General features: G+C 67.1%; 17 protein-coding genes and 6 pseudogenes. 8 read left to right on the top strand and 15 right to left on the bottom strand.

Translation table 11 applies throughout. The annotated features are described in order from the left end of the window. Window positions 1-136: 136 nt before the first annotated feature. Window positions 137-541: a hypothetical protein gene (locus tag ACIHFB_RS24910; RefSeq protein WP_400127946.1), complete on the bottom strand. Its 405-nt coding sequence runs from the start codon at window positions 539-541 to the stop codon at window positions 137-139. 155 nt (window positions 542-696) lie between these two features. Between ACIHFB_RS24910 and ACIHFB_RS24905 the strand changes: the two are divergent. Both ACIHFB_RS24905 and ACIHFB_RS24900 read left to right on the top strand, forming a co-directional pair. Then, a pseudogene (locus ACIHFB_RS24905) lies at window positions 697-1965 on the top strand (MFS transporter). 694 nt (window positions 1966-2659) lie between these two features. Beyond that, window positions 2660-2775: pseudogene (locus ACIHFB_RS24900) on the top strand (IS5/IS1182 family transposase); the annotation flags it as partial. A gap of 174 nt (window positions 2776-2949) precedes the next feature. On the opposite strand, the gene ACIHFB_RS24895 reads toward ACIHFB_RS24900, so the two are convergent. Continuing rightward, window positions 2950-3516, bottom strand: a complete 567-nt coding sequence (locus ACIHFB_RS24895) for a TetR/AcrR family transcriptional regulator (protein WP_365281741.1) — start codon at window positions 3514-3516, stop codon at window positions 2950-2952. Between the two features lie 171 nt (window positions 3517-3687). On the opposite strand from ACIHFB_RS24895, the gene ACIHFB_RS24890 reads away from it, so the two are divergent. Continuing rightward, entirely contained in the window at window positions 3688-4113 is a 426-nt protein-coding gene (locus ACIHFB_RS24890) for a TIGR03618 family F420-dependent PPOX class oxidoreductase (RefSeq protein WP_400127945.1), read from the top strand. 33 nt (window positions 4114-4146) lie between these two features. Here the strand turns inward: ACIHFB_RS24890 and ACIHFB_RS24885 are convergent. The 7 genes and pseudogenes from ACIHFB_RS24885 to ACIHFB_RS24855 form a co-directional block, all read right to left on the bottom strand. Then, window positions 4147-4800 (bottom strand): annotated as a pseudogene (locus ACIHFB_RS24885) (transposase); the annotation flags it as partial. 45 nt (window positions 4801-4845) lie between these two features. Further along, window positions 4846-6006, bottom strand: a complete 1161-nt coding sequence (locus ACIHFB_RS24880; RefSeq protein WP_400127944.1) for an oxygenase MpaB family protein — start codon at window positions 6004-6006, stop codon at window positions 4846-4848. Between the two features lie 92 nt (window positions 6007-6098). Next, on the bottom strand, window positions 6099-7154 hold the full coding sequence (locus tag ACIHFB_RS24875) for a polyprenyl synthetase family protein (protein WP_400127943.1): 1056 nt from the start codon (window positions 7152-7154) through the stop codon (window positions 6099-6101). Next, complete coding sequence (locus tag ACIHFB_RS24870; protein ID WP_365281737.1) at window positions 7144-7422, bottom strand: polyprenyl synthetase; 279 nt, start codon at window positions 7420-7422, stop codon at window positions 7144-7146. The genes ACIHFB_RS24875 and ACIHFB_RS24870 overlap by 11 nt, the downstream gene beginning before the upstream one ends. A 161-nt stretch (window positions 7423-7583) precedes the next feature. Continuing rightward, window positions 7584-7703: pseudogene (locus tag ACIHFB_RS24865) on the bottom strand (IS5/IS1182 family transposase); the annotation flags it as partial. A 435-nt stretch (window positions 7704-8138) separates the two neighbouring features. Continuing rightward, window positions 8139-8312 carry a hypothetical protein gene (locus tag ACIHFB_RS24860; protein ID WP_400127942.1) on the bottom strand — a complete coding sequence of 58 codons (174 nt, stop codon included), beginning with the start codon at window positions 8310-8312 and terminating at the stop codon, window positions 8139-8141. A gap of 253 nt (window positions 8313-8565) precedes the next feature. Further along, a complete protein-coding gene (locus ACIHFB_RS24855; protein ID WP_400127941.1) occupies window positions 8566-8967 on the bottom strand; it encodes a transposase in 402 nt (133 codons plus the stop codon). A 169-nt stretch (window positions 8968-9136) separates the two neighbouring features. Between ACIHFB_RS24855 and ACIHFB_RS24850 the strand changes: the two genes are divergently transcribed. Both ACIHFB_RS24850 and ACIHFB_RS24845 read left to right on the top strand, forming a co-directional pair. Next, window positions 9137-13432 (top strand): discoidin domain-containing protein, encoded by a 4296-nt coding sequence (locus tag ACIHFB_RS24850; protein ID WP_400127940.1) that lies wholly within the window; start codon window positions 9137-9139, stop codon window positions 13430-13432. Window positions 13433-13674: 242 nt separating this feature from the next. Continuing rightward, window positions 13675-13965 carry a hypothetical protein gene (locus ACIHFB_RS24845; protein ID WP_400127939.1) on the top strand — a complete coding sequence of 97 codons (291 nt, stop codon included), beginning with the start codon at window positions 13675-13677 and terminating at the stop codon, window positions 13963-13965. A 116-nt stretch (window positions 13966-14081) separates the two neighbouring features. On the opposite strand, the gene ACIHFB_RS24840 is transcribed toward ACIHFB_RS24845, so the two are convergent. Together ACIHFB_RS24840 and ACIHFB_RS24835 are read right to left on the bottom strand one after the other, a co-directional pair. Beyond that, window positions 14082-15350, bottom strand: a complete 1269-nt coding sequence (locus ACIHFB_RS24840) for a xylosidase (RefSeq protein ID WP_400127938.1) — start codon at window positions 15348-15350, stop codon at window positions 14082-14084. Between the two features lie 702 nt (window positions 15351-16052). After that, window positions 16053-16286 carry a hypothetical protein gene (locus ACIHFB_RS24835; protein WP_400127937.1) on the bottom strand — a complete coding sequence of 78 codons (234 nt, stop codon included), beginning with the start codon at window positions 16284-16286 and terminating at the stop codon, window positions 16053-16055. A gap of 25 nt (window positions 16287-16311) precedes the next feature. Between ACIHFB_RS24835 and ACIHFB_RS24830 the strand changes: the two genes are divergently transcribed. After that, a complete protein-coding gene (locus tag ACIHFB_RS24830) occupies window positions 16312-16878 on the top strand; it encodes an acyl carrier protein (RefSeq protein WP_400127936.1) in 567 nt (188 codons plus the stop codon). Between the two features lie 192 nt (window positions 16879-17070). Here the strand turns inward: ACIHFB_RS24830 and ACIHFB_RS24825 are convergent, their stop codons facing one another. The 3 genes from ACIHFB_RS24825 to ACIHFB_RS24815 all read right to left on the bottom strand — a co-directional run bounded on the left by ACIHFB_RS24825 (window position 17071) and on the right by ACIHFB_RS24815 (window position 19268). Beyond that, window positions 17071-17832 (bottom strand): SDR family NAD(P)-dependent oxidoreductase, encoded by a 762-nt coding sequence (locus ACIHFB_RS24825; RefSeq protein ID WP_400127935.1) that lies wholly within the window; start codon window positions 17830-17832, stop codon window positions 17071-17073. Window positions 17833-17882: 50 nt separating this feature from the next. Next, entirely contained in the window at window positions 17883-18851 is a 969-nt protein-coding gene (locus ACIHFB_RS24820; protein ID WP_400127934.1) for an alpha/beta hydrolase, read from the bottom strand. A 99-nt stretch (window positions 18852-18950) separates the two neighbouring features. Continuing rightward, the gene (locus ACIHFB_RS24815) at window positions 18951-19268 is read right to left on the bottom strand and encodes an antibiotic biosynthesis monooxygenase (protein WP_365281730.1); all 318 of its coding nucleotides are present in this window, start codon (window positions 19266-19268) and stop codon (window positions 18951-18953) included. A 142-nt stretch (window positions 19269-19410) separates the two neighbouring features. Here ACIHFB_RS24815 and ACIHFB_RS24810 point away from each other — a divergent pair. Both ACIHFB_RS24810 and ACIHFB_RS24805 read left to right on the top strand, forming a co-directional pair. Next, a pseudogene (locus tag ACIHFB_RS24810) lies at window positions 19411-20317 on the top strand (AraC family transcriptional regulator N-terminal domain-containing protein). A gap of 448 nt (window positions 20318-20765) precedes the next feature. Beyond that, window positions 20766-21163 (top strand): annotated as a pseudogene (locus tag ACIHFB_RS24805) (transposase); the annotation flags it as partial. 49 nt (window positions 21164-21212) lie between these two features. Here the strand turns inward: ACIHFB_RS24805 and ACIHFB_RS24800 are convergent. After that, window positions 21213-23630 (bottom strand): phosphoketolase, encoded by a 2418-nt coding sequence (locus tag ACIHFB_RS24800; protein WP_400127933.1) that lies wholly within the window; start codon window positions 23628-23630, stop codon window positions 21213-21215. Between the last annotated feature and the right edge of the window lie 4 nt (window positions 23631-23634).

Raw genomic sequence — 23634 nt, 5'->3', positions numbered from 1 at the left:
TGAGGTTTTCTCAGTGAAGATCACGTCCAGTGGGGTTGAGGGCAAGAGCGGCGCGGGATATTTCGCCGGTGCGGCTGGGACTGAGGGTGACGCGCTTGAGCGTGCGCCAGCGTTGTTGAGTTCGGCAGCGGTGCGCTCACCGAGGGCGCGAAGGTCTCTGACCAGGCAGTTCGTGGTGCGGGTGTCGACGTGAGGGCTTGTCCCGACTTCCCCTTGGGGCGGCGGACCACTGCAGGGTGCCGTCCGGAGCGGACCGGAACTGGACGTTGCCGCCGAAGCTCTTGTGTTTCTGGCTGAACCACAGGTCGTTGCCGTTGTCCCGAGTGCCGGCCAGGCGGTCGCTCTCGATGAGCATGCCGTCAAGGATCACGTGACTCATCTCCTCCTCGCGGCAGCGGTCCAACACTTCGTGCAGACCGGCTGCTTGGGCCGCGAGGATGTCGATGCCCTCGTGCAGGAAGCGATATCGGGTGGCCTGGGAGATGCCGGCGTCCCTGGCCAGGTAGTGCACACAGCCCCGCTCACGGAACCAGCGCAGCACGAGGACCGCCTGCCGGAGCGTGCCCAGTGCCGCGGCGCTGGCAACGGTTCCCGGATGACCGGCCCAGTATCCTGCGCGAGGTACGGACTGGAGGTTCCGGTCGGCGGCGGAGGCCCAACACTAATGATCACCAGGGTCACCAGGGAGCCCGCAGCATGACCGGCACCACGGAGGCCCTTGGCGGGTCGGCTGCAGTCGACAATGCAGCACGAAGTGTCACGCGCCCGTTCTACGTATATGCCGTGCTCACCAACTCGCTGTTCCAGCGTGGCGTATTCGTCATCTTCCTCTATTAGCGCGGCTTCTCCGCCGCACAAGTGGCCCTACTGCAGACACTGCTCTACCTGGTCAGCGGACTTGCGGAGTTGCCGACGGGAGTCATCGCCGACCGAATCGGCAGGCGTGCCAGCATCGTGATCGGCCAGATGCTGATAGCTGGATGTCTGCTCGGCCAGGTGGCGTTCTTCAACTACTGGGTGTTCCTGGCGCTGTTCATCGGGCAGGGCGTGGGCATGGCATGTGTGTCCGGTTCGGACACCGCCCTGTTGTACGACCTGCTCGTGCGTCGTGGTGCAACGGCCGGCTACGTCAAGATCAAGTCCCGGCTCACCATGCTCGGGACGGTCACCTCGGGAGCCGCCATCGTCCTCGGCGGCCAACTGCAGCAGATTTCCTGGGGAGTCGTCTACGTCGGTTCGGCGGCGTGCCTCGTCCTGGCCGTGGTGGTGCTGATGTCAAGGGTGCCCGAGATCCGCGGCGCGGACGCGGTGGACGAGCAGGACGGAGCCGAGGCGCACGGCGACGCCACAGCATGGCGGGCGATGCTTCGGGTCGCCACGCCGGCGCTCGTGACGCTTGTCGTGGTGTCCGGATTGATGCATGCGACTTTGACGCCGTACATCATTTTCACGCAGAAGACCCTCTCCGATCAGGGAGCGGGCACCGCATTGGTCAGCGTGGTCATCTCGGCCGGATTCTTCGTCGGCGGACTCACTCCACTCCTGTCGGACCGCGCGGACCGGCGCATCGGATATCGGGTCATAGCCCCGGTGTCCCTCCTGACGCTCGCCACGGCACTCGGCCTCAGCGGCCTCGGCCTTGTCTGGGTCACCATCGCCGCGTTCCTGGCCCTGGTCGGAATTCCCGAGATCACCGCCGTGATCGTGGACAACGCGTTCAACGAGGCCGTGCCGTCGCGCCACCGGGCGAGCCTGCTGTCGATGATCGCATTCGTGGAGTCGGCGCTCATCGGCATCGGCTATCTCGTCCTCGGCGCGCTCATGGACGGGCTGGGCTCCAGTGTGGGCATGGCCGCCTACGCCGAGGTCCCCCTACTGGCATGTCTCGTGTGGCTCCCGGTGCTCGTCCGAGGGGCACGGGTGACCACCGAGATCAAGAAACCCGCCGTCCAGAAGGCAGCCTGAATCGGACCATCTCTTACCACTGAGAAGACCTCACTGAGGTTTTCGGTTCGCGGTGACGCTGCCTGCCTGGGCGGGTGTCGACCGGTGGCATGGGGTATCCCGATGGGCTGGCCTGAGCCTGGGGTCGTTTGAAGCGGATGCCTTGGGCGCCGGCGCGGGCCGGCTGGGGCCACTCATGGTGCTCAGCCCGCTTGAGCCAGTAGTTGGACCTCTTGCGTTTCACGACACGGGGGTGGCTGCGGAGCCATCTGGCGGGCAGGAGTCTTTCCAGGAGATCCTCTTGGAGTACTTGCAGTGCTCTGACCAGTAGTTCAGGGGGAAGACCGCCCGCGGGTGACGGCCACGGACACGCGTGCGGAGCGCAGGGTTTCGGTGAAGGAGATGCGCCCAGATCTGCTGGAGGACACCGTGTCTTGCTGCTGAGCACGACCCGTGCACCACGCTGGTCGGGTTTGATCTCTGGCGCCATTCGCTTTCCGGACGTGTTCGGTTGGTTCGGCCAGCTCGACGCCCACGACTGGCGCCGGTCCAACCCGTGCTTCGCGGGGGACAACCTGGAGGCGAACATCCGGATCGTGGGAGCAGGTGGACGACGTCGTCAAGCAGCTCGGCGCGACGTCCGCTCAGGTTGCGCCAGCGTGGCTGCTCGCGCAAGGCGACGGCATCGCGTCCATTCCGTGCGTATCCGAGTGATCTGTCCGATGCCCGCTGGGAGTTGATCGAGCCGGTGCTGTCCGCCTGGCGCTTCGAACGCCGCGGCCGGGCCCTGGACCTCGTCCGGCCGCCCAGCACGACCTGCGCGAGATCATGAGACGGTCGGTCATGGCCTGGGCGCACCGCCGATCGAGGGCGTGTGCCCAAGCGTGTGTTCTGCCTCGCGGGAGCACGGGACAGATCCGGGCGTCTCGTATGAGAAAGGCTTAGGGCGCCGCTCGCCCCCGGACGCCACACCATCCGCCTCGCGTTCGATGTGGCCAGCGATGGTCAGCCTCTCGCGAGTGCGGTGATCGCGTCTGCCAGGTCGTTGACTACGCGTCTGCGGTGAGACTCGTCGGGGTTGAGCGGCAGGTCCAACTGCAGGCCCATGAACGCGGCGTCGAGCAGGGCGACTGCGCGCTTCGCCCGGGCCCTTGTGCAGCCCGCGGTGATCAGATGGTCGGCGAGGGCTTCCACCCAGCGCTCGTTGGCCTCGCGGACCACTGACACGTAGGGCTCGTGCCCGAGCAGCCCCAGGGCGGCGGCCTCGACGTACACCCGGTGGCAGCGGTCGGACGCGTCCGAGGTGCTGACCTGCCACAGGGCCAGGACCGCTGTACGCACACTCCGGGCCTTCGGCAGTGACCGGACGGACTGGACCGACCGGTCGTTGGAGATCCGGAGCACGGTGGCGACGAGGTCGTCCTTGTCGGCGAAGTGGTAGAGCAGCATCCGGTCGCTGGTGCCGATCGCTGCGGCGAGGGGGCGCAGGCTGAGGCCGATCAACCCGTGGTCAAGGACGTAGTCGGTCGCCAGGACGGCCAGCCCGTCACGGCGCGCGGTGTTTCGGACCATGAAGCCTCCTTGTCCCGTTGAGTCCCATTGAGCCAGAGTGTAGCGACTGCTACGTTCGTAGCGGTCGCTACACAGAAGGTGTGAGTGCTTCGACGTGGCCGACCTGCACGAGGCGCGCTGAGACGAACAAGCGGCGAGACAGCAGGATCGACTCCTGGGAGGTACGAGATCATGAGCATGAACGAGGCGGAACTGGAAGCGTTTCTCGCCCAGACGTTTCCCACCCCACTCGGCGTCATCGCGACTCTGCGTCGTGACGGATCACCCCATGCCATCCCCGTATGGTTCCGGTGGAATTCGGGCGTTGTGACGATCTGGACCACCGAAACTCGTGTCTGGGTGCGCAACGTGCTGAGCGATCCCAGGGTTGCTTTCTCCGTCCAGACCTTCGAGGAGCCCTACCCTGCGGTCATGATGCGCGGAGACGCCGTCGTCGCCACTGGACATGACGCCGCCACGGTCGAGCAGATTCGGGCGATCGCCCGCCGTTACCTCGCCCCCGAGGACGTTGAGGGCTACGTCGCCCGCTGGTCGAACCTGCGCACCATCGTCACGATCACTCCGGAGCACATCGTGTCCTGGTCGGCCGGCGGCTAGTGGTTGTCCCGTGTGGGGTGTGGGTTGTTCGGTGAGAGCCAGGTTGTGAAGTCGGGCGATGTCCAGCATGGCTTGGTGAACGCCCTGCCCTGTGAGTCGGCAGTCCCGCAGGATCTTCCAGTTCTTCAGGCGGAACAGGGCGTGTTCGACTCGTACCGGTGCCCCAGGGTGAACGGCGTTGTCTGCTTACTGCTGTGGGCTGAGGTGTCTTTGGCCTCGTTGTTTGCGGTGCGGGATGAGCAGGCCGGTGCCCTGGTGGCCACCGTCGGCGATGGTCGGGGCGCCGCGGCAGGCCCGGTCTGCACCGGACTTGGTGAATGCCCGGCAGTCGTTGCGGCTGCCGGGCAACGGCAAGCCGATCGCCACCATCAGGCGGCTGTTGGCGTCGATGGCGACCTGCAGATCCGTCGGGTACCGATGGTTCTTGCCGGACGCTGCGCCGCTGCGGCCCGGGGTGGGCACCAGGGTGCCGTCGCCAATGTGGACGGTGTCCTTGCGCGGACGTCGGGCCGGCGCGATGGCCAGCTGCGGTGCCAGGTGATCGAGGATGCGTTCGGCCGCGGACTTTGAGACCCCGAGCAACGGTGCCACCTGCCGCAACGTCACCAGCCGGGCGAACTGCACCTCGCTCAACCCGGCGAGCGGCTCCAACCGCTTCGGATCACCAACTGAAACCACCCCACCCATACCCAGCCAACGCCCCCAACCGCCCCACCGGCTACGGGACAACCTCTAGGAGACTGTGGTGGCAGGCGGAGTCCATCGGTGGGTGCGGGGCACCGTGTTGGAGATGCCGTAGTCCTTCTTGAGGTGTTCGGGGACGGTGTAGTGCATGACGCGTCCGCGGGTGAGGGAGGACAGTTCGAGGATGGTGGTGAGGTGGCCGAGGCGGTCCAACGCCCAGGCACCGAGGGGGGAGCGGTCCTCGATGGTCTCCACCACGCCGAGAAGGTGGGGCACGGCCTTGACGACGGTGTCCCATGTGGTGCGCGGCACCTGGAGCCAGTCGGCGCAGGTATCGCCGATCAGGTGGCGGATGAGAGCGGAGACGATCGGGTCGAAGAAGGTCCCGGGTACGACTTCTTCGTAGAGGTCGATGAGCTGCCGGGTCAGGTGCGTGCCTTCCTCGGAAGGCCCCATGTGCCGGATCATGTGGAGGTCGAGGAACTGGCGGGCCTCGTCGAGGGTCTTGGGGACGGTCTCCTGGTCGACGCCGAGCATTGCACCGACCACGCGCCAGGCGTAGTAGTAGGCCTCGGCGCCTTCCGCCGACATATGGATGCCGAGGCGGTGCAGGCTGTCCAGCACGAGTAGGGAGAAGAACATCTGCCCGCCGATCATGTCCTCCTGGCAGATCGGCGTTCCGAGCGCGCCGGTGTCCCACCGGTTCTCGCGTTCGAGCTGGTGACGGATGGAGGCGTGCAGGAGGCGGACCTTCTGGGCGGCCGGGATGAAGCGACTGCCGGCCTCGAAGGCGTCGGGCTGCATCAGGTAGACGGTGAACTGGCCGGTCTCCGCCATCCGTTTGGAGGGGTACTTCAGCCCATGGGTGGCCGACAGCAGCTTCGCAACGTGCGGGACCAGGTAGCAGGCGGGCATGGAGGCGAAGGACAGCGCGGTGGAGATGTGCACGTTGTTGTCGATGAAGAACAGCCGGGCCTTCTCCATCTCTCCCCAGTCGACCCACGCCGGCGCGACACTGGTGGCCTGAAGGTACTCCCGGGCGACATCGGGCAACCCGTCCGGCAGGGGAGCACCGGCGGTGGAGACGTAGCGCATCAGGGTGTTGAACTTGCCCACCTCCCCGCGTTCGAAGAGCGCGGCGACAGTGGCGTCGGCGAGTTCGTCACCGGCCCGCCGCAGGGCGTCCATCGATGCCTCGGTGTAGGTCATGGCAGGGCTCCTTGTCTTCCACGGTGTGGTCCACGACAGACGGGAGTGCCGGCGGCCGGGGACCGCACGGGCTTGCGCCGCCCGTGTGTGAGTCAGGACAGGCGAACCGCTGCCGAATGCGCCAGCGCGGTCAGGGCAGCGGCCGCCGGCGCAGGCATATCCAGCTCGTGGAGCGCGTCGAGGGCTTCCTCGACCCGCGCGGCGATCATGTTCTCGACGCGGTCGGGGGTCTTCAGCCGGCGCATCACCTCGCGTACCGCGTGCAGACCGTTCCCGTCCAGGTCGCGTCGGCCCAGGACGGCGCGGAGCTGCTCGCGGTCGTCGTCACCGGCGATGCGCCACGTCTCCGCCAGCAGGGCCGTGGGCCGGTGGCCGCGTACATCGTCGGCGTTGGCCTTTCCCGTGTGTTCCGGGTTTCCGAACAGGCCGAGCAGGTCGTCCCTCAGCTGGAACGCCTCGCCCAGCGGCAGGCCGTAGGCGGAGTAGCCCTCGCGCAGCCGCCCGCCGGCGCCGGCCAGCGCGCCGCCGATCAGCAGGGGCTGCTCTACGGTGTACTTAGCGGTTTTGTACCGGATCACCTTCAGCGATGCCGTGGTGTCCGGCTCGGCCCCGGTACGCAGGATCTCCAGGCACTCACCCGCGATCAACTCCCGCGCCAGCAACGACCACAAGGGGCGGGCCCGGGCAAGGTACGCGGCGGGCAGACCGCTTGTGGCGAACAGCTGCCCGGCCAACCCCATCAGCAGATCCCCCACCAGCATCGCCAACGACCTGGCGGCGGCGACGGCACGCGGGCGACGGCGTAAAGCACCGCGAAGCGCGACATGCGCGGTGGGCCGGCCGTGCCGCAGGGGGCTGTCATCGATGAGGTCGTCGTGCACGACCGCGGCGGCATGTACCAGCTCCATGGAGGCCGCCGCCCGCACCAGCGCGTCACTGTCCGGCTGTCCCACCGCGCGCCAGCCCCAGTAACAGAATGCCGCCCGCATCCGTTTGCCGTCCGCGACTGCAGCCTCCAACTGCTCAGCCACCGGTCCCAGGACCGGATCGATCACCGCGAACTGGTTGGCCTCCTGGGCGACGAACGGGCGTAATACCTCGTCGACGCGGGTCTTGAACGCGGTCGGCTCCCACCGGTCAGGCATCATCGCCAGCCCGCCGAGCCAGAGCGTGCCGGGCGAGAATTTCCAGATGCGCCGGAGGTACGGCCGCGTACCGGTCCAGCACCAGACGCCCGCGCGCCAGCAGATCATGCTCGGCCTGCGCCGCCAGCTCCGCGGCGTCCGAACGACGCAGCAGTCCACGCATCGTCCCCACAGCCGAACCCACCGTGCTCACCGCCAGATCGGCCAACCCAGCCACCAGCAGGACCGCCCGCTCATCCAGGCCCCCGTGCCGTCCCGCTTCGTGCGTCATGCCACTCCCCACCCACATCACATCCGGGCGGCGCCGCTTGCACGCCGTCCCTCCAGCATCACGACACAGCGGGTAGGGGAGCGGAGGAAGTCACGATCGAGTGATCACATCGCTTGAACGTACGGTTCGCGGCTGTTGCACTGCAGGCCGCGGTGATTCGGAAGCTCGCGTTGGTGAGGCCGGAGCTTGCAGCGGCGGTCACCCTCACGGGTGACGATGAGCATGATTACCCACTCGACCAGGGCGTGAGGGAGGTTGAGTGCGGCAGGAAAGGGGAGCAACGAGGCTCCTGTGCTGATGAGTTGAGACGTCGAACACCTCTCTCAACGGCACAGGAGTCTCGTGCGTTGCGGGACGTCGGCCCGTCACCCGATCGATGGCCGCTCTGAAAGAGCTCAGTGATCGCCGCAGGCCACGCGAGGCCGGTGAGTCAGGACAGCGGAAGGCCCCGGCAGGACGGGGGAGACCTGCCGGGGCCCGTGCGCGGTGACGTGCGGAGGGTGGTCGCCTCTCGACGAAGGGCCCTATGGGGCTTCAGCCGGACGATCGTCCCCATGGGCTGTGGGTGAGGCCCGGGGACACTGTCCCCTCCGCGATCACGTATGGATGAACCGTCAATCACTCTTGGATGTTCCGCCGTTGACGCCAGGATGCGTGTGAACGGGACACGTACGCGTCCGCCGGCGCCCGGCCTCTGCGGCCGGGCGGATGTCGTCCTACCGCAGCGTGGTGAGGTGGCGCAGCTCTTGAACCAGTGGTGGGCGGGGGAGCGGGACGGTGCCGATCTCGGGGTGGTGGGCGCGGGCGAACGTCGTGCCTGCGGGATGCAACTCGTACGCCGCGGTGTCGACGATCACCCAGGCGACCTTGCCTGTAGTGGGTGAAACCACCTTCTCGCTCCGGAACCTCCGCTCTATCAGACCTGATGTAACAGACATGCCTATCAACTGCTGGATACCCTTCAGGATCCATCCTGGAGATAGCAGGAGGGCAGCTTTCAGTCGGAGCTTTTCGGCGACGCAGGACGCGTCGTCGCAGCTCCCCCTCGGGATCCGCTTCGGCAACCTGCCCGTTCGCTCCTTGAGGCTGCCCCCTTTGACCTGACCTTCTTCTCCTCGGCAGCCGCTTCTTTCAGGACAGTGATCACATCTTGGCCAGGTGCATCCCGGCCGCGCCGTGGTGGGCCCGGGCGGTGGTGGAGTCGACGCTGACCTGGGACAGGTCCACCTCACCCCGCTTCGCGGCTTCCGCGATCAGGTCCTCCCGCAGGACTTCGAAGACGTCGGCGTCACGCCACTGCCGGAAGCGGTTGGAGACGGTTGACCAGGCACCGAACTCCTGCGGTATCTCCCGCCACTGCCCGCCCGCCTTGAACCGCTGGATCGCGCCCTCGAACTGCTGTCGAAGCCGCTCGGTGTATGGGCCGTACTCGCCGATCGGCAGGTACGGCTCGATGAACTTGCGATGAGCGCACGCGGCGCTGGTTCCCGGCGTCCTGTACGTGGCGCGTCTCGTGATCCCGAGCGAGTGCCGCAGCCGTCGCATGAATGCGCCGCTGCCTCCCGGCCAAACAAGGGATAGCAACTATCTCTGCACAGACTGTGGACTGAGCAACATCGCTATGCAACTCTGCAACAATTGAACGCAAAAACACGACCCATGACTCTCTCGCACCTTACGCATCCACGCGCCCCCCTTCAAGGGCAGGAGAAGCATGAACAGAGCACGTTGGAGACGCGGTTTACTGGCCGTCCTGCTGACCGCCGCGCTCGCCCTCATCGGACTTCCCGCGCTGACGGTGACCGCGACGGCCGCCGGTGGTCCCAACCTCGCCGCGGGCAAGAGCGCCACGGCGAGCAGTTCCAAGTCCGAGTACGGCCCCGCCAACGCCACGGACGGCAACGCCGGCACGTACTGGGAGAGTTCGGGCTCGACCTTTCCCCAGTGGGTGCAGACCGACCTCGGTGTGGCCGCCCGTGTGGACGAGGTGGTTCTGAAGCTCCCGGCCTCCTGGGAGAGCCGCAACCAGACACTCGCGGTACAGGGCAGCGCCGACGGCACGAGCTTCGACACCATCAAGACCTCGGCGTCGTACGCCTTCACGCCGAGCGCGGGCAACACGGTGACCATCTCGTTCCCGGCCACTCAGACCCGGTATGTGCGGATCAACATCACCGCGAACACCGGCTGGACGGCCGCGCAGTTGTCCGAACTGGAAGTGCACGGCGCGACCGACTCCTCCGCAAACCTGGCCGCGGGCAAGCAGTTCACGGCGAGCAGTCACACGCAGACGTACTCGGCCGTCAACGCCGGTGACGGCAACCGGGCCACCTACTGGGAAAGCCAGAACGACGCTCTCCCGCAGTGGGTCCAGGTCGACCTCGGCTCGTCCGTACGCGTCGACCGTGTGGTGCTGCGCCTGCCGACGAACTGGGGCGCGAGGACCCAGACGCTCAAGCTACAAGGCAGCACGAACGGAACCGACTTCAGCGACATCACCGCTTCGAAGGGCTACGACTTCAACGCGGCGAACGAGCAGTCGCAGAACGTGACCTTCAACGCCACGACCACGCGGTACGTCCGCGTACTCATCAGCGCCAACACCGGCCAGCCCGCAGGGCAGTTGTCGGAGCTGGAGGTCTACGGACCGACCACGGGCGACACCCAGGCGCCGACCGCGCCCACCGAGCTGGCCTACACCGAACCCGCCACCGGGCAGATCAAGCTGACGTGGAAGGCCGCGACGGACAACGTCAAGGTCACGGGCTACGACGTCTACGCCAACGGCGAGTTGAGAACCTCCGTCGACGGTGACGCCACCACGTACACGGACACGCAGCCTGCTTCAGCGACCGTCGCGTACTACGTGCGTGCGAAGGACGCGGTCGGCAACCAGTCCGCCAACAGCAACACCGTCACGCGCAAGGGAGACTCGGGCGACACGCAGGCTCCGACCGCACCTGGCAACCTGGCCTACACCGAGGCCACCAGCGGGCAGGTCAAGCTCACTTGGCAGGCGTCCACCGACAACGTGAAGGTCACCGGCTACGACCTCTACGCCAACGGCACCCTGCGCAAGAGTGTCGACGGCGACACCACCACCTACACCGACACGCAGTCCGCCTCGGCGACGGTGACGTACTACGTGCGCGCCAAGGACGCGGCGGGCAACCAGTCCGCGAACAGCAACACCGTCACCCGCAACGGCTCCACGACCGAGGACGCGAACCTCGCCGTCGGCAAGCCGATCACGGCGTCGTCCTCGATTTTCACCTTCGTCGCGGAGAACGCGAACGACGACAAGACGAGCACCTATTGGGAGGGCGGTGCGAACACCTACCCGAACTCCCTCACGGTCAAGCTGGGAGCCAACGCGGACGTCAACACCGTTGTCCTGAAGCTCAGCCCGGACGCTTCCTGGGCGACCCGGACCCAGAAGATCCAGGTACTCGGACGGGAACAGAAGGCCACCTCGTTCGCGAGCTTGGTCGCCGCGAAGGACTACACGTTCGATCCGGCGAGCGGAAACACGGTGCGCATCGCCGTCTCCGGCCGGATCGCGGACGTCCAGCTGGTGTTCACCGCCAACTCGGGCGCCACCGCGGGTCAAGTCGCCGAGTTCCAGGTCCTTGGCACCCCCGCCCCGAACCCGGACCTTCAGGTCACCGGCATCACTTCGGCCCCGGACAGCCCCGTCGAATCCGACGCCGTGAAGCTGACCGCGACCGTGCGCAACACGGGCACGGACGCGTCGGACGCCACCGACGTCGAGTTCCAGCTCGGCGGGAAGAAGGCGGGCACCGCCTCCGTCGGCGCGCTGGCGGCCGATGCCTCGGCGACGGTCACCGCCGACATCGGCACACACGATGCCGGGACCTACCAGATCAGCGCCACCGCCGACCCGAGCAACAAGATCATCGAACAGAACGAGGGCAACAACGCCTACACCAGCCCAACCTCCCTCGTCATCAAGCCCGTTGTCAGCTCCGACCTGGTGGCCTCCCCGGTCAGCTGGTCGCCGAGCATGCCCGCCGAGGGCAACACGGTCACCTTCTCCGTCGCCCTGAAGAACCAGGGCACGGTTGCCGCGGCGAGCGGCGGCCACGGCGTCACGCTGACCGTGCTCGACTCGACCGGCGCGACCGTCAAGACGCTGACCGGCTCCTACGACGGCGCCATCGCGGCGGGCGACACCACCTCCCCGGTGATGCTCGGCACGTGGACCGCCGGCAAGGGCAAGTTCACCGTGAAGACCGTGATCGCGGCCGACGCGAACGAACTGCCGGTCAAGCGCGACAACAACACCAGCAGCCAGTCGCTGTTCGTCGGACGCGGCGCCAACATGCCGTACGACATGTACGAGGCCGAGGACGGCACGGTGGGCGGCGGCGCGCAGACCGTCGGTCCCAACCGCACGGTCGGCGACATCGCGGGCGAGGCGTCGGGCCGCAAGGCCGTCACGCTCAACAGCACCGGCAACTACGTGGAATGGACCACCAAGGCCAGCACCAACACCTTGGTGACCCGCTTCTCCATCCCGGACTCCGCGGGCGGTGGCGGCACCAACTCCACCCTGAACGTCTACGTCGACGGCACGTTCCTCAAGGCCATCGACCTGACGTCCAAGTACGCCTGGCTGTACGGGGCGGAGACAGGGCCGGGGAACTCGCCGGGCTCGGGGTCGCCGCGGCACATCTACGACGAGGCGAACCTGATGCTCGGCCAGACCGTCCCGGCCGGCAGTAAGATCCGCCTCCAGAAGGACGCAGCCAACGACTCCAAGTACGCGATCGACTTCGTGAGCCTGGAGCAGGTCTCGCAGGTGCCCAACCCTGATCCGGCGACGTACGTCGTGCCGGCCGGCTTCTCGCAGCAGGACGTGCAGAACGCGCTCGACAAGGTGCGCATGGACACTACGGGCAAGCTCGTCGGCGTCTACCTGCCGGCCGGTGACTACGAGACGTCGAGCAAGTTCCAGGTGTACGGCAAGCCGGTCCAGGTCGTCGGCGCCGGGCCCTGGTTCACACGCTTCCACGCGCCGTCCTCGCAGGACAACACCGACATCGGCTTCCGGGCCGAGGCCGCCGCCAAGGGGTCGTCGTTCGCGAACTTCGCGTACTTCGGCAACTACACGTCCCGTATCGACGGGCCGGGCAAGGTGTTCGACTTCTCCAATGTCTCCGACATCACCATCGACAACATCTGGAACGAGCACATGGTGTGCCTCTACTGGGGCGCGAACACCGACAGCATCACCGTCAAGAACTCGCGGATCCGCGACATGTTCGCCGACGGCATCAACATGACCAACGGCAGCACGGACAACCACGTCGTCAACAACGAGGCGAGGGCGACCGGCGACGACAGCTTCGCGCTGTTCTCCGCGATCGACGCGGGCGGGGCCGACGAGCAGAACAACGTGTACGAGAACCTCACGTCGATCCTGACGTGGCGCGCGGCGGGCATCGCCGTCTACGGCGGCTACAACAACACCTTCCGTAACATCCATATCGCCGACACGCTCGTGTACTCCGGCATCACCGTCAGTTCGCTGGACTTCGGCTACCCGATGAACGGCTTCGGCACGGATCCGACGACCTTGGAGAACATCTCGATCGTCCGGGCGGGCGGTCACTTCTGGGGAGCGCAGACCTTCCCGGGTATCTGGCTGTTCTCCGCGTCCAAGGTCTTCCAGGGGATCCGCATCAACAACGTCGACATCGTCGATCCGACGTACAGCGGCATCATGTTCCAGACCAACTATGTGGGAGGACAGCCGCAGTTCCCGATCAAGGACACCATCCTCACGGACGTGACGATCTCCGGAGCGCACAAGAGCGGCGATGCGTACGATGCGAAGTCCGGGTTCGGCCTGTGGGCCAACGAGATGCCGGAGGCCGGGCAGGGTCCCGCCGTCGGTGAAGTCACCTTTCACAACCTGAAGATGAGCGACAACGCGCTGGACGTGAAGAACACGACGTCCACGTTCAAGATCAACATGCTTCCCTAGCGCGATGCTGCCTTAGCGGGCGTTGCGCGCCCAGGGACCGGCATGACCGGGTGGCGGGGCATCAGTTGCCTCGCCACCCGGTCATCTTCCGGCGGCTGCTCGCCCGACCAATGGTGCGGATTCAGGTCGCCGTGGACAGCCCGTTGACCTCCGACCGGGGTGTGCGGGCAGCCACCCGCGGGTGCAGGGAACGCAGCGCGCGCGTCATGTTGATCCCGACGGCCGCTTGCACGCGGCCGTTCTTGCCGTACAGGGGTGAGAAGCGGAGCGGTGGGACGCGGACTCTGGGGCTGGTCGATCTGCTCGGCATCGACGTGATCGTGCTGGGCGGCCCGTTCTTCACCGACGACGTCGCCGAGTTCTACCTCGACGAAATCGGCCGTGCTGTCAACGAGTTCCCCACCGCGCGCCGACTGCGACGCGTCGAGGTGGAAGCCTCGGTGCTCAGCGCGGAGTCCGCCGCCGTGGGAGCTGCTTCGACGCTCTTCCATGCCACGTTCGCACCGTGGCCGCGGGGCAGGGACAGAGCCTGAGACCCGTCGGGGAGACGGATCGCTCGCGTCGGTACGAGGCCGGGGCGGACGCCCGTGCGACGTCCGCCCCGCGTGGGAGGAGACCCCGGGCGCCGTCCCTGGGCCGGGGTCTCCTGTCATACCGTCGGCTGTGTGGGCCGCGTGGCCGTCAGGCCGATCTCCTTCTTCAGCATCCGGCCGCCGTCGCGCGTGAGCCGCAGGTAGTAGTCGGAGGAGCAGCGCGTGCCGTCCTCGTCCAGGGCCCAGATGCCCGAACCGGACGGCACGTCTGCGCCGGTCTCCGCGGTCTTGGCGATCTGGTTGCCCTCGTTGAACTCGTCGTACATCGAGATATAGATGCCCTGGGCCCCGACGCGGACCATGTTGTAGAACTGCCGCCACATGAAGTCGCCGTGGGCGCGATGGCGTTCTTGAAGGTCACCCGGCATGACACAGGGCTGGTAGTCGATGCCGTGGGCGTTGCAGTCCGCCTGGTCGGGGGTGTTGACGTTCTGAAAGAACTGGTCGGACTGAGCGGCGCTGCCGATCCGGCCCACCATCCACGGCGAGATCATGTTGAAGGCGTGGTACACGTCGGAGAATCCGGCGCGCGAGTCCTCGGTGCCGGTGCGCCAATGTGTCGGCACGCCCCCGACCACGTAGCAGCCTTGAGCCTTGAACCAGTTGACGACGTCCAGGCACGGCGCCGGCGTGAAGGGGCGTCCCGAGTCATTGAAGCCGAATCCCCAAACGCACACGACGGGCTTGCCGTTCTGCCGCGCATAGGCGCTTGACGACGTGTGTGCCTTCATTTTCGACGTCCAGTCCTCCTTGATCTGGGACTGCATGGAGGTCCAGCCGGTCACGTCGTACATGATGTAGAACTTGCGGCCGTTGGCCTCGGCGGACTGCCGCACCTTCTGAGCCATCGCGTCCCGCGTCGGTCCCTCCGGGCTGAACGGATTGAACCGCTGTAACGCGGCGGTGTCGATGGAGTTCTCGCGCATCCAGCGGAAATGGGTGTCGACCGTCTGCTGGTCCCACGAGGAGAACAGTGTCGCGGCCCCGCCGCTGTTGAGGTTCGGATACTGGGTGGCGTATCCACGGCTGTACTCCCGCATGTCGGGCCACGACTTGATGGTGGTGTTGGACGGCGACGGCGGGCGGCTCATGTCCTGGCTCCAGTGCCACCAGCCGTTGATCGGTGCTCCGTCGCCCGTGCAGGCGAACCAGCCCTGGTAGCCGACGGATATCTTGCCGACGACGTCGCCTGGCGGGCTCGCGGCCGGACCGCCCGTCGTGCCCTGCAGGGCGGCCGAGGCGCCCGCCTCCTGGAGGGCGACTGTACCGAGTCCCGCTGTGGCGGCGAGTGCCGTGCCGAGCAGGGTTCGTCTGGTGATGCTCATGGGAGAATTCCTCCATGTGGGGGGCTGCCGGGCCATCGCCGACGTGCAGTTGACCATGAAAGGGTGGCGGCGACGCAACGCCGTGAGGGTGTGGGGTCCAAGGCGGCGGCAGACCGGCCTGCCCTGTCAGGCGTGCTGTGAAAGTAGAGGAAATTCGCGCGCCTGGGCAAGACATTGGGAGAGAATGAATCAAATGAATTCTGAGGGCCGCGCAAGCAGTCTGTCAGGTTCCTTATTTTCCACTTTCCGATTTCGGCGCATTGTGAATTCCGATTCTTGCGCGCGCATTCACATCCGTGTCCGGTTCGTGGCCGGTGGCTGACCGTCGATGGGGTGGCCTTGCCTTGCGGGTATGGGCTTGTGTTCTGGGTGCTGGTTGGGCGTGCTCCCGGGTATCCCTTCAGAAGGAATGGGCCTCCGTGACGTGCGGTGAGGGTGCCTGGTCAGATGGCCTGGGTGATGAGGGCGTCCAGAGGTGGGTGCGGCTCCTTTCGAGGGAGCACGCTCCGTCGTGCGGCGCAGCTCGGCAAGCACGACAAGTCCCTTGCCCTGGGCAAGGTTTAGGCCACCCTCGCGGGGATTTACCGGTTGGACTGAACCGCTCCGGGATCGGTGGAGGCTCTGGTGTGCCCCGACTTGTGTGGAGTCGCGTTGCTAGTTTTCACGCCACAGGCGGTTGCTGCAGCTCGTACTGGACCGGGGTCAGCATTCCCAGGGCAGAGTGCCTGCGTTGCGGTTGTGGAAGATCTCGAGGTACTCGAACAGGGCGGGAAACGTGCCGTCGCGGTCGCAGATGAGGAACCTGGCCCGGCAGCCGGCTTCGTCGAGGTCCATGACGAGGTTCTTCGCGGCCTGTGTCACCCAGGAGGTGGTCGGGTGTGCGGTGGCGCCCAGGATGCGGATGCGCCGGCCGCCGTGCTCGAGCACGGCGGACACGTACAGCCGCGTCCCGGACAGAGCGATGGTCTCGAAGAAGTCGCAGGCCGGCAGGGCATCGGCCTGGGAGTGCAGGAAGCCGGCCCAGGTCGTTACGGCGCGTTTCCTTGAATCCGCGAAACGTGTAGAAGACGGACTGGTTCTCTTCCATACGGCAATGACGGCTGTTGCTGCGAGGCCCGCAGGCACAAGCGACGACAGCATCGCCGCATACCACGCCATTTGTGGAGAGCAGCGGGTTGGCGTTCGAACGGCACTGATGGATTTCGCTTCGGCAGCGAGGAGCGTCCTGGACGGCGATCAGGGTCATGCGCCACCCCTCGAGCAGGCATCGGCACGAGACTCGGCCGAAGAACTGTCCTGGCTCCTTGACGGGATGGCCGCCGCACTTGGGACACCGCGAACCGATATCAATGTGGACGCGACGCTTGGGGCGAATGGGCTGGACTCCCTATCGGCCGTGGAGTTGGTGCACTTTCTTCGCCGAGAGCACGGGCTTGTTCTCGAGGGGAGCTGGTTCTTCAGGGTCTGGGATCAGACTTTGCGACAGGTCTCGGGCCATCTGGCGGCACTCCGGTCCGGCGGCAGCTGAGGGTCATGCCAACCACCGGAGGTCGGTGGGCGCAAGGTCGGTGCGTACTGCTGGTACCCGTCACGTATTCGAAGGCTGCGGTACTCGTGGGGACTGCAGGCGCCGCCGGGTCGCACACCCCGGCGACCGCATAGGGGCGGGCGCCCAGGCGACAGCCAGACGCCCTGTACCAAGATCTTCAGTGCTTCTCCGCTAGAGGTTGTAGCCGCCCGATACCTCGATGTTCTGAGCGGTGACCCAGCGGCTCTCGTCGGAGACCAGTGTGGCGATCATCGCGCCGATGTCCTCGGGTTCGCCGACCCGGCCGAGCGCGGTCTTCGCAGCGAGGGCTGGGACGACCTCGGGGAACCGGGTGAAGGCGTCGTCGGCGATCCGGGTGCGGGTCGACCCGGGCGAGACGGCGTTGACGCGGATGCCGCGCGTGCTGAATTCCTTGGCCATGTACCGGGTCAGTACGTCCAGTCCGCCCTTCATCGAGGCGTAGGCGGAGTAGCCGGGCTCCAGGCCGGTCACAGCCGTCGCCGAGTTGCTGCTCGTGTTGACGATGGCTCCGCCGTCCGCCATCAGGGGCAGCAGCTTCTGCGTCAGGAAGTACGGGCCTTTGAGCAGGACCCGCATGAGCCTGTCGAATATTTCCTCGGTCGTGTCCTCGATCAACGATGTGTGCGCGAAACCGGCGTTGTTGACCAGATAGTCGAAGGTGTCGCGCTGCCAGGTGTCGCGCAGCACGTCAGTCACCGTGTCGCTGAAGGCCGGGAAGGTGCCCGCTTCGCTGACGTCCAGCGGGAGTGCGACGGCCGTGCCGCCCTCCTTCTCGATGGCGGCGGCCGTCTCCAGCCCTCCTTGTGGGTTGGTGCTGTAGGTGAGGATGACTCCGCTTCCGCTTTTGGCGATCTCGATCGCGGCGCTTCGTCCTATGCCGGAGCTGGCGCCTGTGACGATGGCGACCTTCATGGTGTTCCTCCTGGTGTGCGGTGGTGGGTGTGGTGTGTGAGCCGTCGGCGTTATGCGGCGGAGTTCGAGGGCAGGACTCGGGCGAGCCAGGCGGTGCGGGTCTGGCGGGCCGTGGCCGAGATGCGGGCCTGCGGGTACAGGGCGTCGAAGCCGTGGAAGCCGCCCGCCCAGACGTGGAGTTCGGCCTGGCCGCCGGCCGCCCAGATGCGGGTGGCGTGGTCGGTGTCCTCGTCGCGGAAGACTTCGGCGGAGCCGGTGTCGATGTAGGTGGTCGGCAGGCCGGAGAGGTCGTCGGCCAGCGCGGGCGAAACGTACTGGGACACCTCGTGGTCGGTGAGGTCGCCGAGGACGGCACGCCATCCGAACTCGTTCATCTCGCGGGTCCATACGCCGGGCCCGTCGGCGTACTGGCGGCTGGAGGTGCTGGTGTTGCGGTGGTCGAGCATGGGGCAGATCAGCATCTGCGCGGCGATCGCCGGGGTGCCGAGGTCGCGGGCCAGCAGGGTGACGCCGGCGGCGAGGCCACCGCCCGCGCTGGCGCCGGCGACGATGATCCGGGCGGGGTCGATGCCTAGTTCGGCGGAGTGTTCGGCGACCCACAGCAGTCCCTGGTAGCAGTCGTCGACCAGGGCGGTGCCGGTGGCCTCGGGTGCGAGCCGGTAGTCCACGGAGACCACGACCGCGCCGAACTCGTCGAGCCACTCCAGGGGGATGTCGATCTGCGAGAAGCGGTCACCCATGACCATCCCGCCGCCGTGCATCCAATAGACGCAGGGCGCGGCGGTGGTGCGATCGGTGTGCGTGGGTCTGAAGACTGACAGGGGGATCGGGGCACTGTCCTTGGCGGGCACGGTGACTTCGCGCCGTTCGACCTGCCGGTGAGCGAGGAGGAGCTCGATGGGCGTCGACGGGAGCTGGCGCAGTTGCGTGAGTACTTCTGCGCTGAGCTGGGACATCAGCGGCATGTCGGCGAGCAGCTCACGCAGTTCGGGGTCCAAGGTGGGGCGTGCCGTGGTCATGGTCGTTGGCCTTTCGTAAGTGGTGCCGGACGGTCGAGCGAGGATGGGGGCCGCCTCGGCAGGCGCCGAGGCGGCTGGCCGGGGTTCGATCCGGGGGCTTCAGAAGGTGGCCTTGCCGCGGACCGGGACGTAGTCGGTGTACTCGGACTCCTTGGCCAGCAGCGGGTCGATCTGCGCCACGATGGCCTGGGCGGCCTCGCCGGCGAAGATCCGGTGGTGGTCCTCCTCGCTGGTCCAGCCCTCGGTGACGTGGACGATGTCGGGGCTGGACGCGGACCGGGACACGAGGTAGACGACGCAGTGTTCGCTTGCGCCGGGGCTGCCCTCGTTGAGGCCGGTCAGCAGCAGTTCGACCAGTTGGTCGCCCATGTGGGGCTTGGCGGTCAGGGTGGCGTTGAAGCCGTAGTTGGCGATCATGGCTTCCTTTTCTCGGTGATGGAGTGAGGTGATTCCATTGAACCGAGCTGACCTGCGAAAACGTTAGAACAATGCTCGCTTTCACTTGCACGATCCTCGCGTGGACGGGAGCCACAGCGTGGAGTGGTGCTGCAATGGACGTATGCACCTCGAAGAGCTCCGCACCCTGCTGGCCCGGCATGCCCGCCCCGACTGGACCACTGCCATCGACGGCGTCCTCATCTCGAAGGTCGACCGGCCCGATCCGCCGTCACCCTCGATGTCCGGCACGGTGCTGGCGGTCATCGCGCAGGGCGCCAAACGCCTCGCCCTCGGCGAGCGGGTGTACGAGTACGGGCCCGGGCAGTACCTGGTCGCATCCGTTGACCTGCCCGTCACCGGGCAGTTCACCCAGGCCGACCCCGAGCAGCCGGCCCTCGGATTCGGTCTCATGCTGGAACCGTCCGCCGTTGCCGAACTGCTGCTGCAGGCCGGCCCCGGAGACACCCCCCGAACCAGCGGAGGCGCGCCGTCGGGCATCGCCGTCAGCGACGCTCCGGCCGCGCTGCTCGACGCAGGAGTGCGGCTGCTGCGCCTGCTCGACGAGCCCCGCGACCGGGCCGTTCTGGCCCCGCTGGTCAAGCGCGAGATCCTGTGGCGTGTGATCACCGGCGAGCAAGGTGCGACGGTTCGCCAACTCGGCCTGGCCGACAGCAGCCTCAGCCACGTCTCCCGGGCCGTGGGCTGGATCCGCGAGCATTACGCGCAGCCCTTCCGGGTTGAGGACGTGGCACAGATGTCCGGGATGAGCGTCTCCGCCTTCTATCGCAACTTCCAGGCGGTGACCGCGATGAGCCCCATCCAGTTCCAGAAGCAGATCCGGCTGCAGGAGGCCCGGCTGCTGCTCGCCACTCACCCGGGCGATGTCACCGGGGTCGGCCAACGCGTCGGATACGACAACCCGTCACAGTTCAGTCGGGAGTATCGCCGCCAGTTCGGCGCGCCGCCCAGCCAGGACGCCGCCCGCCTGCGTCAGGCGGTGCCGCACCCCGGCAGGTGTCCTTCCATGAGCCAGCCGGGCCGCGTGGAGGATCGCGCAAGGGCCAGCGAGGATCAACCTACGGTTTCCGCAGGTCACGGCGACCAGCAGGCGACACTTGCTCCGCTCGTTGCCCAAGACCGGTCGAGATCCAAAAAACACGTCCTGGTCCACGGCCTTTGCCAAAAGGCCGACGGCTGTTCCGACCGGATGCGCGAAGCCGCCGGACCACTGATCCGCACGCACCGGGGCAGCAGAACACGCCTCGGCCCCTGGCTGGATTCAGAGCGAAAGCAGTTCCCGCCCGAACACATGCCCGCGTTCCTCCGGCAGGACTGGATCAACCAACCCTTCTCGCAATTCACCGTTATCGACGCCAGGATTCTCAGCCGCACCGCGTTCAGCTGGGTGCCCCCCATGCACGGCATGTCGTCGCCGAAGGATTCACCAACTTCACGGCCCGGCCACGGCGGCTCCACATCGTCGACCGCCACGGTCTGCCTCTGTCGATCGGCATCTCCGCCGCGAACCTCCACGACAGCCAGGCCCTCATCCCGCTGGTCCGCGGTATCCCACCCATCCGCTCACACCGCGGCCCACGACGCCGGAGGCCCGGCAAACTGCACGGCGACAAGGGCTACGACTACCGGCACCTGGGGCGCTGGCTGTCTTCCCGCGGCATGCGGCACCGCCTCGCCCGCAAGGGCATCGAGTCATCCCAACGCCTGGGCAAATACTGCAGGGTCGTGGACGGGACCGTGTCCTGGCTGTCCGGCTGCCGACGTCTCCACCGCCGCTACGAGCGAAGCCGGAACACTTTCTCGCCTTCACCGCCATAGCCGCGACCCTCAAATGCCACCGCAGACTCGCCAACTGAAATGACATCTTAGGCGGCGGCCCCACCCGCTGCTCTGCCGCACGCATGGTCACTGACTCCAGGTCCATTCGGCGACCTCGGGCAGGTCCGCCCCATGGGTGCGGATCCAGTCGTGATGGCGGTATCGGACGTCGACCATGCGTTGCCGCAGCGTTGCCGCGCGGACCGCGAGACCGGGTACCCGGTCGATGACGTCCATGACCAGCCGGTACCGGTCGAGGTCGTTCCGTACGACCATGTCGAACGGGGTCGTGGTGGTGCCCTCCTCCTTGTAGCCGCGCACGTGCAGGTGCGGGTGGTTGGCGCGGCGATAGGCGAGCCGGTGGATCAGCCACGGATAGCCGTGGTAGGCGAAGACGACGGGCCTGTCGGGGGTGAACAGTGCGTCGTACTCGCTGTCGGGCATGCCGTGCGGGTGTTCCTCCGAGGGCAGCAGCCGGGCGATGTCGACGACGTTGACCACCCGTACTGCGAGTTCGGGCAGGTGGTGGCGGAGCAGTGCGGCCGCGGCCAGCACTTCGAGGGTGGGTACGTCGCCCGCGCAGGCGAGCACCACGTCGGGCTCGCCGGGGTCGGACTCGGTGCCTGCCCAGGCCCAGATCCCGGCGCCGCGGGCGCAGTGCGCGCGGGCGGATTCGAGGTCGAGCCAGTCGAAGCAGGGCTGCTTGCCCGCGACGACGACATTGACGTAGTCGCAGCTGCGGAGCACGTGATCCGCCACGGACAGCAGGGTGTTGGCGTCCGGCGGGTAGTAAACCCGCACGACCTCAGGCGACTTGTTGAGTACGTGGTCGACGAAACCGGGGTCCTGGTGCGAGAAGCCGTTGTTGTCCTGGCGCCACACGTGTGACGTGAGCAGGTAGTTGAGAGAGGCGATCGGGCGGCGCCAGGGGAGTCGACGGGCGACGCGCAGCCACTTGATGTGCTGGTTCGCCATGGAGTCCACGATGTGGACGAAGGCTTCGTAGCAGGAGAACAGGCCGTGCCGCCCGGTGAGGAGATAGCCCTCAAGCCAGCCCTGGCAGGTGTGTTCGGAGAGGATCTCCAGCACCCGGCCGCCGCGCTCCAGGTGTTCGTCCGTGGGCAGGACCTGGGCCTCCCACGCCTTGCCGCTCGCCTCGTAGACGGCCTGGAGGCGATTGGAGGCCGTCTCGTCCGGGCCGACCAGCCGGAAGTCGCGCCGCTCGCGCGAGTCGGCCATCACCTGCGCCAGCAGGTCGCCGAGGACGCGGGTCGGCTCGTGCGCTGTCGCGCCGGGCTTGTCCACCGGGACGGCGAACCGCTCCAGGGGCGGCAGGGGCAGGTCGTGCAGCAGCAGGCCGCCATTGGTGTGCAGGTTGGCGCCCAGGCGGTGGGCGCCGTCGGGGACGCAGGCCGTGACCTGATCCCGGGGGCGTCCCTGCTCGTCGAAGAGTTCCTCGGGTCGGTAGGAGCGCAGCCATCGCTCCAACTGCCTGAGGTGGTCCGGGTTGTCGCGCACAGCCGGCAGCGGCACCTGGTGCGCTCGCCAGGTGCCCTCCACCGGAAGGCCGTCGACCTCGGCGGGTCCGGTCCAGCCCTTGGGCGTGCGCAGCACGATCACCGGCCAGCGGGGGCGTTCGGCAGTTTCCTCCGTGCGGGCGGCGTGCTGGAAGGCGGCGATACGGTCCAGGGCCTCGTCCAGGGCGCGGGCCATCGCCTGGTGAACCGCGTGCGGGTCGTCCCCGGTGACATGGAGGGGCTCGTGGCCGTATCCCCTGAGCAGGGAGTCGAGTTCGGGCTCCGGTACCCGGGCCAGGACCGTCGGGTTGGCGATCTTGTAGCCGTTGAGGTGCAGGATCGGCAGGACGGCACCGTCCCGTACCGGGTCGAGGAACTTGTTGGAGTGCCATGAGGCGGCCAGCGGGCCCGTCTCGGCTTCACCGTCGCCGATCACGCACGCCACCAGAAGCCCCGGGTTGTCGAACGCGGCCCCGTAGGCATGCGAGAGCGAGTAGCCCAGCTCGCCGCCCTCGTGGATCGATCCGGGGGTCTCGGGTGCGACATGACTGGGGATGCCGCCCGGGAAGGAGAACTGCCGGAAGAGGCGAGCCATGCCGGCCGCGTCCCGTGTGATGTCCGGGTACGTCTCGGTGTAGCTGCCCTCCAGCCAGGAGTTCGCCACCACGGCCGGCCCGCCGTGACCGGGACCCCAGACACAGATCGCGTCCAAGTCCCTTGCCTTCACGACCCTGTTGAGATGGGTGTGGACCAGGTTCAGTCCCGGTGAGGTGCCCCAGTGCCCCAGCAGTCGTGGTTTGACGTGCTCAGGTGCCAGGGGCTCGGTCAGCAGGGGGTTGGACATGAGGTAGATCTGTCCGACGGCCAGGTAGTTCGCCGCCCGCCAGTGGGCGTCCAGCGCGCTCAGTTCTTCCTCGTCGAGGCGGTCGAGGTCGTCGCCGGAGTCGAGCGTGTAGAGGGAGGACTCGGGAAGAGGGCGGAGTGGCATGACG

This window comes from Streptomyces sp. NPDC051963 (genome assembly GCF_044593495.1).
GTDB lineage: Bacteria > Actinomycetota > Actinomycetes > Streptomycetales > Streptomycetaceae > Streptomyces.
Note: the sequence above shows the minus strand (reverse complement) of the source record. Positions and strands in the feature narration are given on the sequence as shown.

What these genes read in the sequence shown, in the direction of transcription:
- ACIHFB_RS24895 (WP_365281741.1), bottom strand. Translation starts at nt 3,516, where the DNA reads ATGGTCCGAAACACCGCGCGCCGTGACGGGCTGGCCGTCCTGGCGACC.
- ACIHFB_RS24890 (WP_400127945.1), top strand. Translation starts at nt 3,688, where the DNA reads ATGAGCATGAACGAGGCGGAACTGGAAGCGTTTCTCGCCCAGACGTTT.
- ACIHFB_RS24880 (WP_400127944.1), bottom strand. Translation starts at nt 6,006, where the DNA reads ATGACCTACACCGAGGCATCGATGGACGCCCTGCGGCGGGCCGGTGAC.
- ACIHFB_RS24875 (WP_400127943.1), bottom strand. Translation starts at nt 7,154, where the DNA reads ATGATGCCTGACCGGTGGGAGCCGACCGCGTTCAAGACCCGCGTCGAC.
- ACIHFB_RS24870 (WP_365281737.1), bottom strand. Translation starts at nt 7,422, where the DNA reads ATGACGCACGAAGCGGGACGGCACGGGGGCCTGGATGAGCGGGCGGTC.
- ACIHFB_RS24855 (WP_400127941.1), bottom strand. Translation starts at nt 8,967, where the DNA reads ATGCGACGGCTGCGGCACTCGCTCGGGATCACGAGACGCGCCACGTAC.
- ACIHFB_RS24850 (WP_400127940.1), top strand. Translation starts at nt 9,137, where the DNA reads ATGAACAGAGCACGTTGGAGACGCGGTTTACTGGCCGTCCTGCTGACC.
- ACIHFB_RS24840 (WP_400127938.1), bottom strand. Translation starts at nt 15,350, where the DNA reads ATGAGCATCACCAGACGAACCCTGCTCGGCACGGCACTCGCCGCCACA.
- ACIHFB_RS24830 (WP_400127936.1), top strand. Translation starts at nt 16,312, where the DNA reads ATGGTCTCGAAGAAGTCGCAGGCCGGCAGGGCATCGGCCTGGGAGTGC.
- ACIHFB_RS24825 (WP_400127935.1), bottom strand. Translation starts at nt 17,832, where the DNA reads ATGAAGGTCGCCATCGTCACAGGCGCCAGCTCCGGCATAGGACGAAGC.
- ACIHFB_RS24820 (WP_400127934.1), bottom strand. Translation starts at nt 18,851, where the DNA reads ATGACCACGGCACGCCCCACCTTGGACCCCGAACTGCGTGAGCTGCTC.
- ACIHFB_RS24815 (WP_365281730.1), bottom strand. Translation starts at nt 19,268, where the DNA reads ATGATCGCCAACTACGGCTTCAACGCCACCCTGACCGCCAAGCCCCAC.
- ACIHFB_RS24800 (WP_400127933.1), bottom strand. Translation starts at nt 23,630, where the DNA reads ATGCCACTCCGCCCTCTTCCCGAGTCCTCCCTCTACACGCTCGACTCC.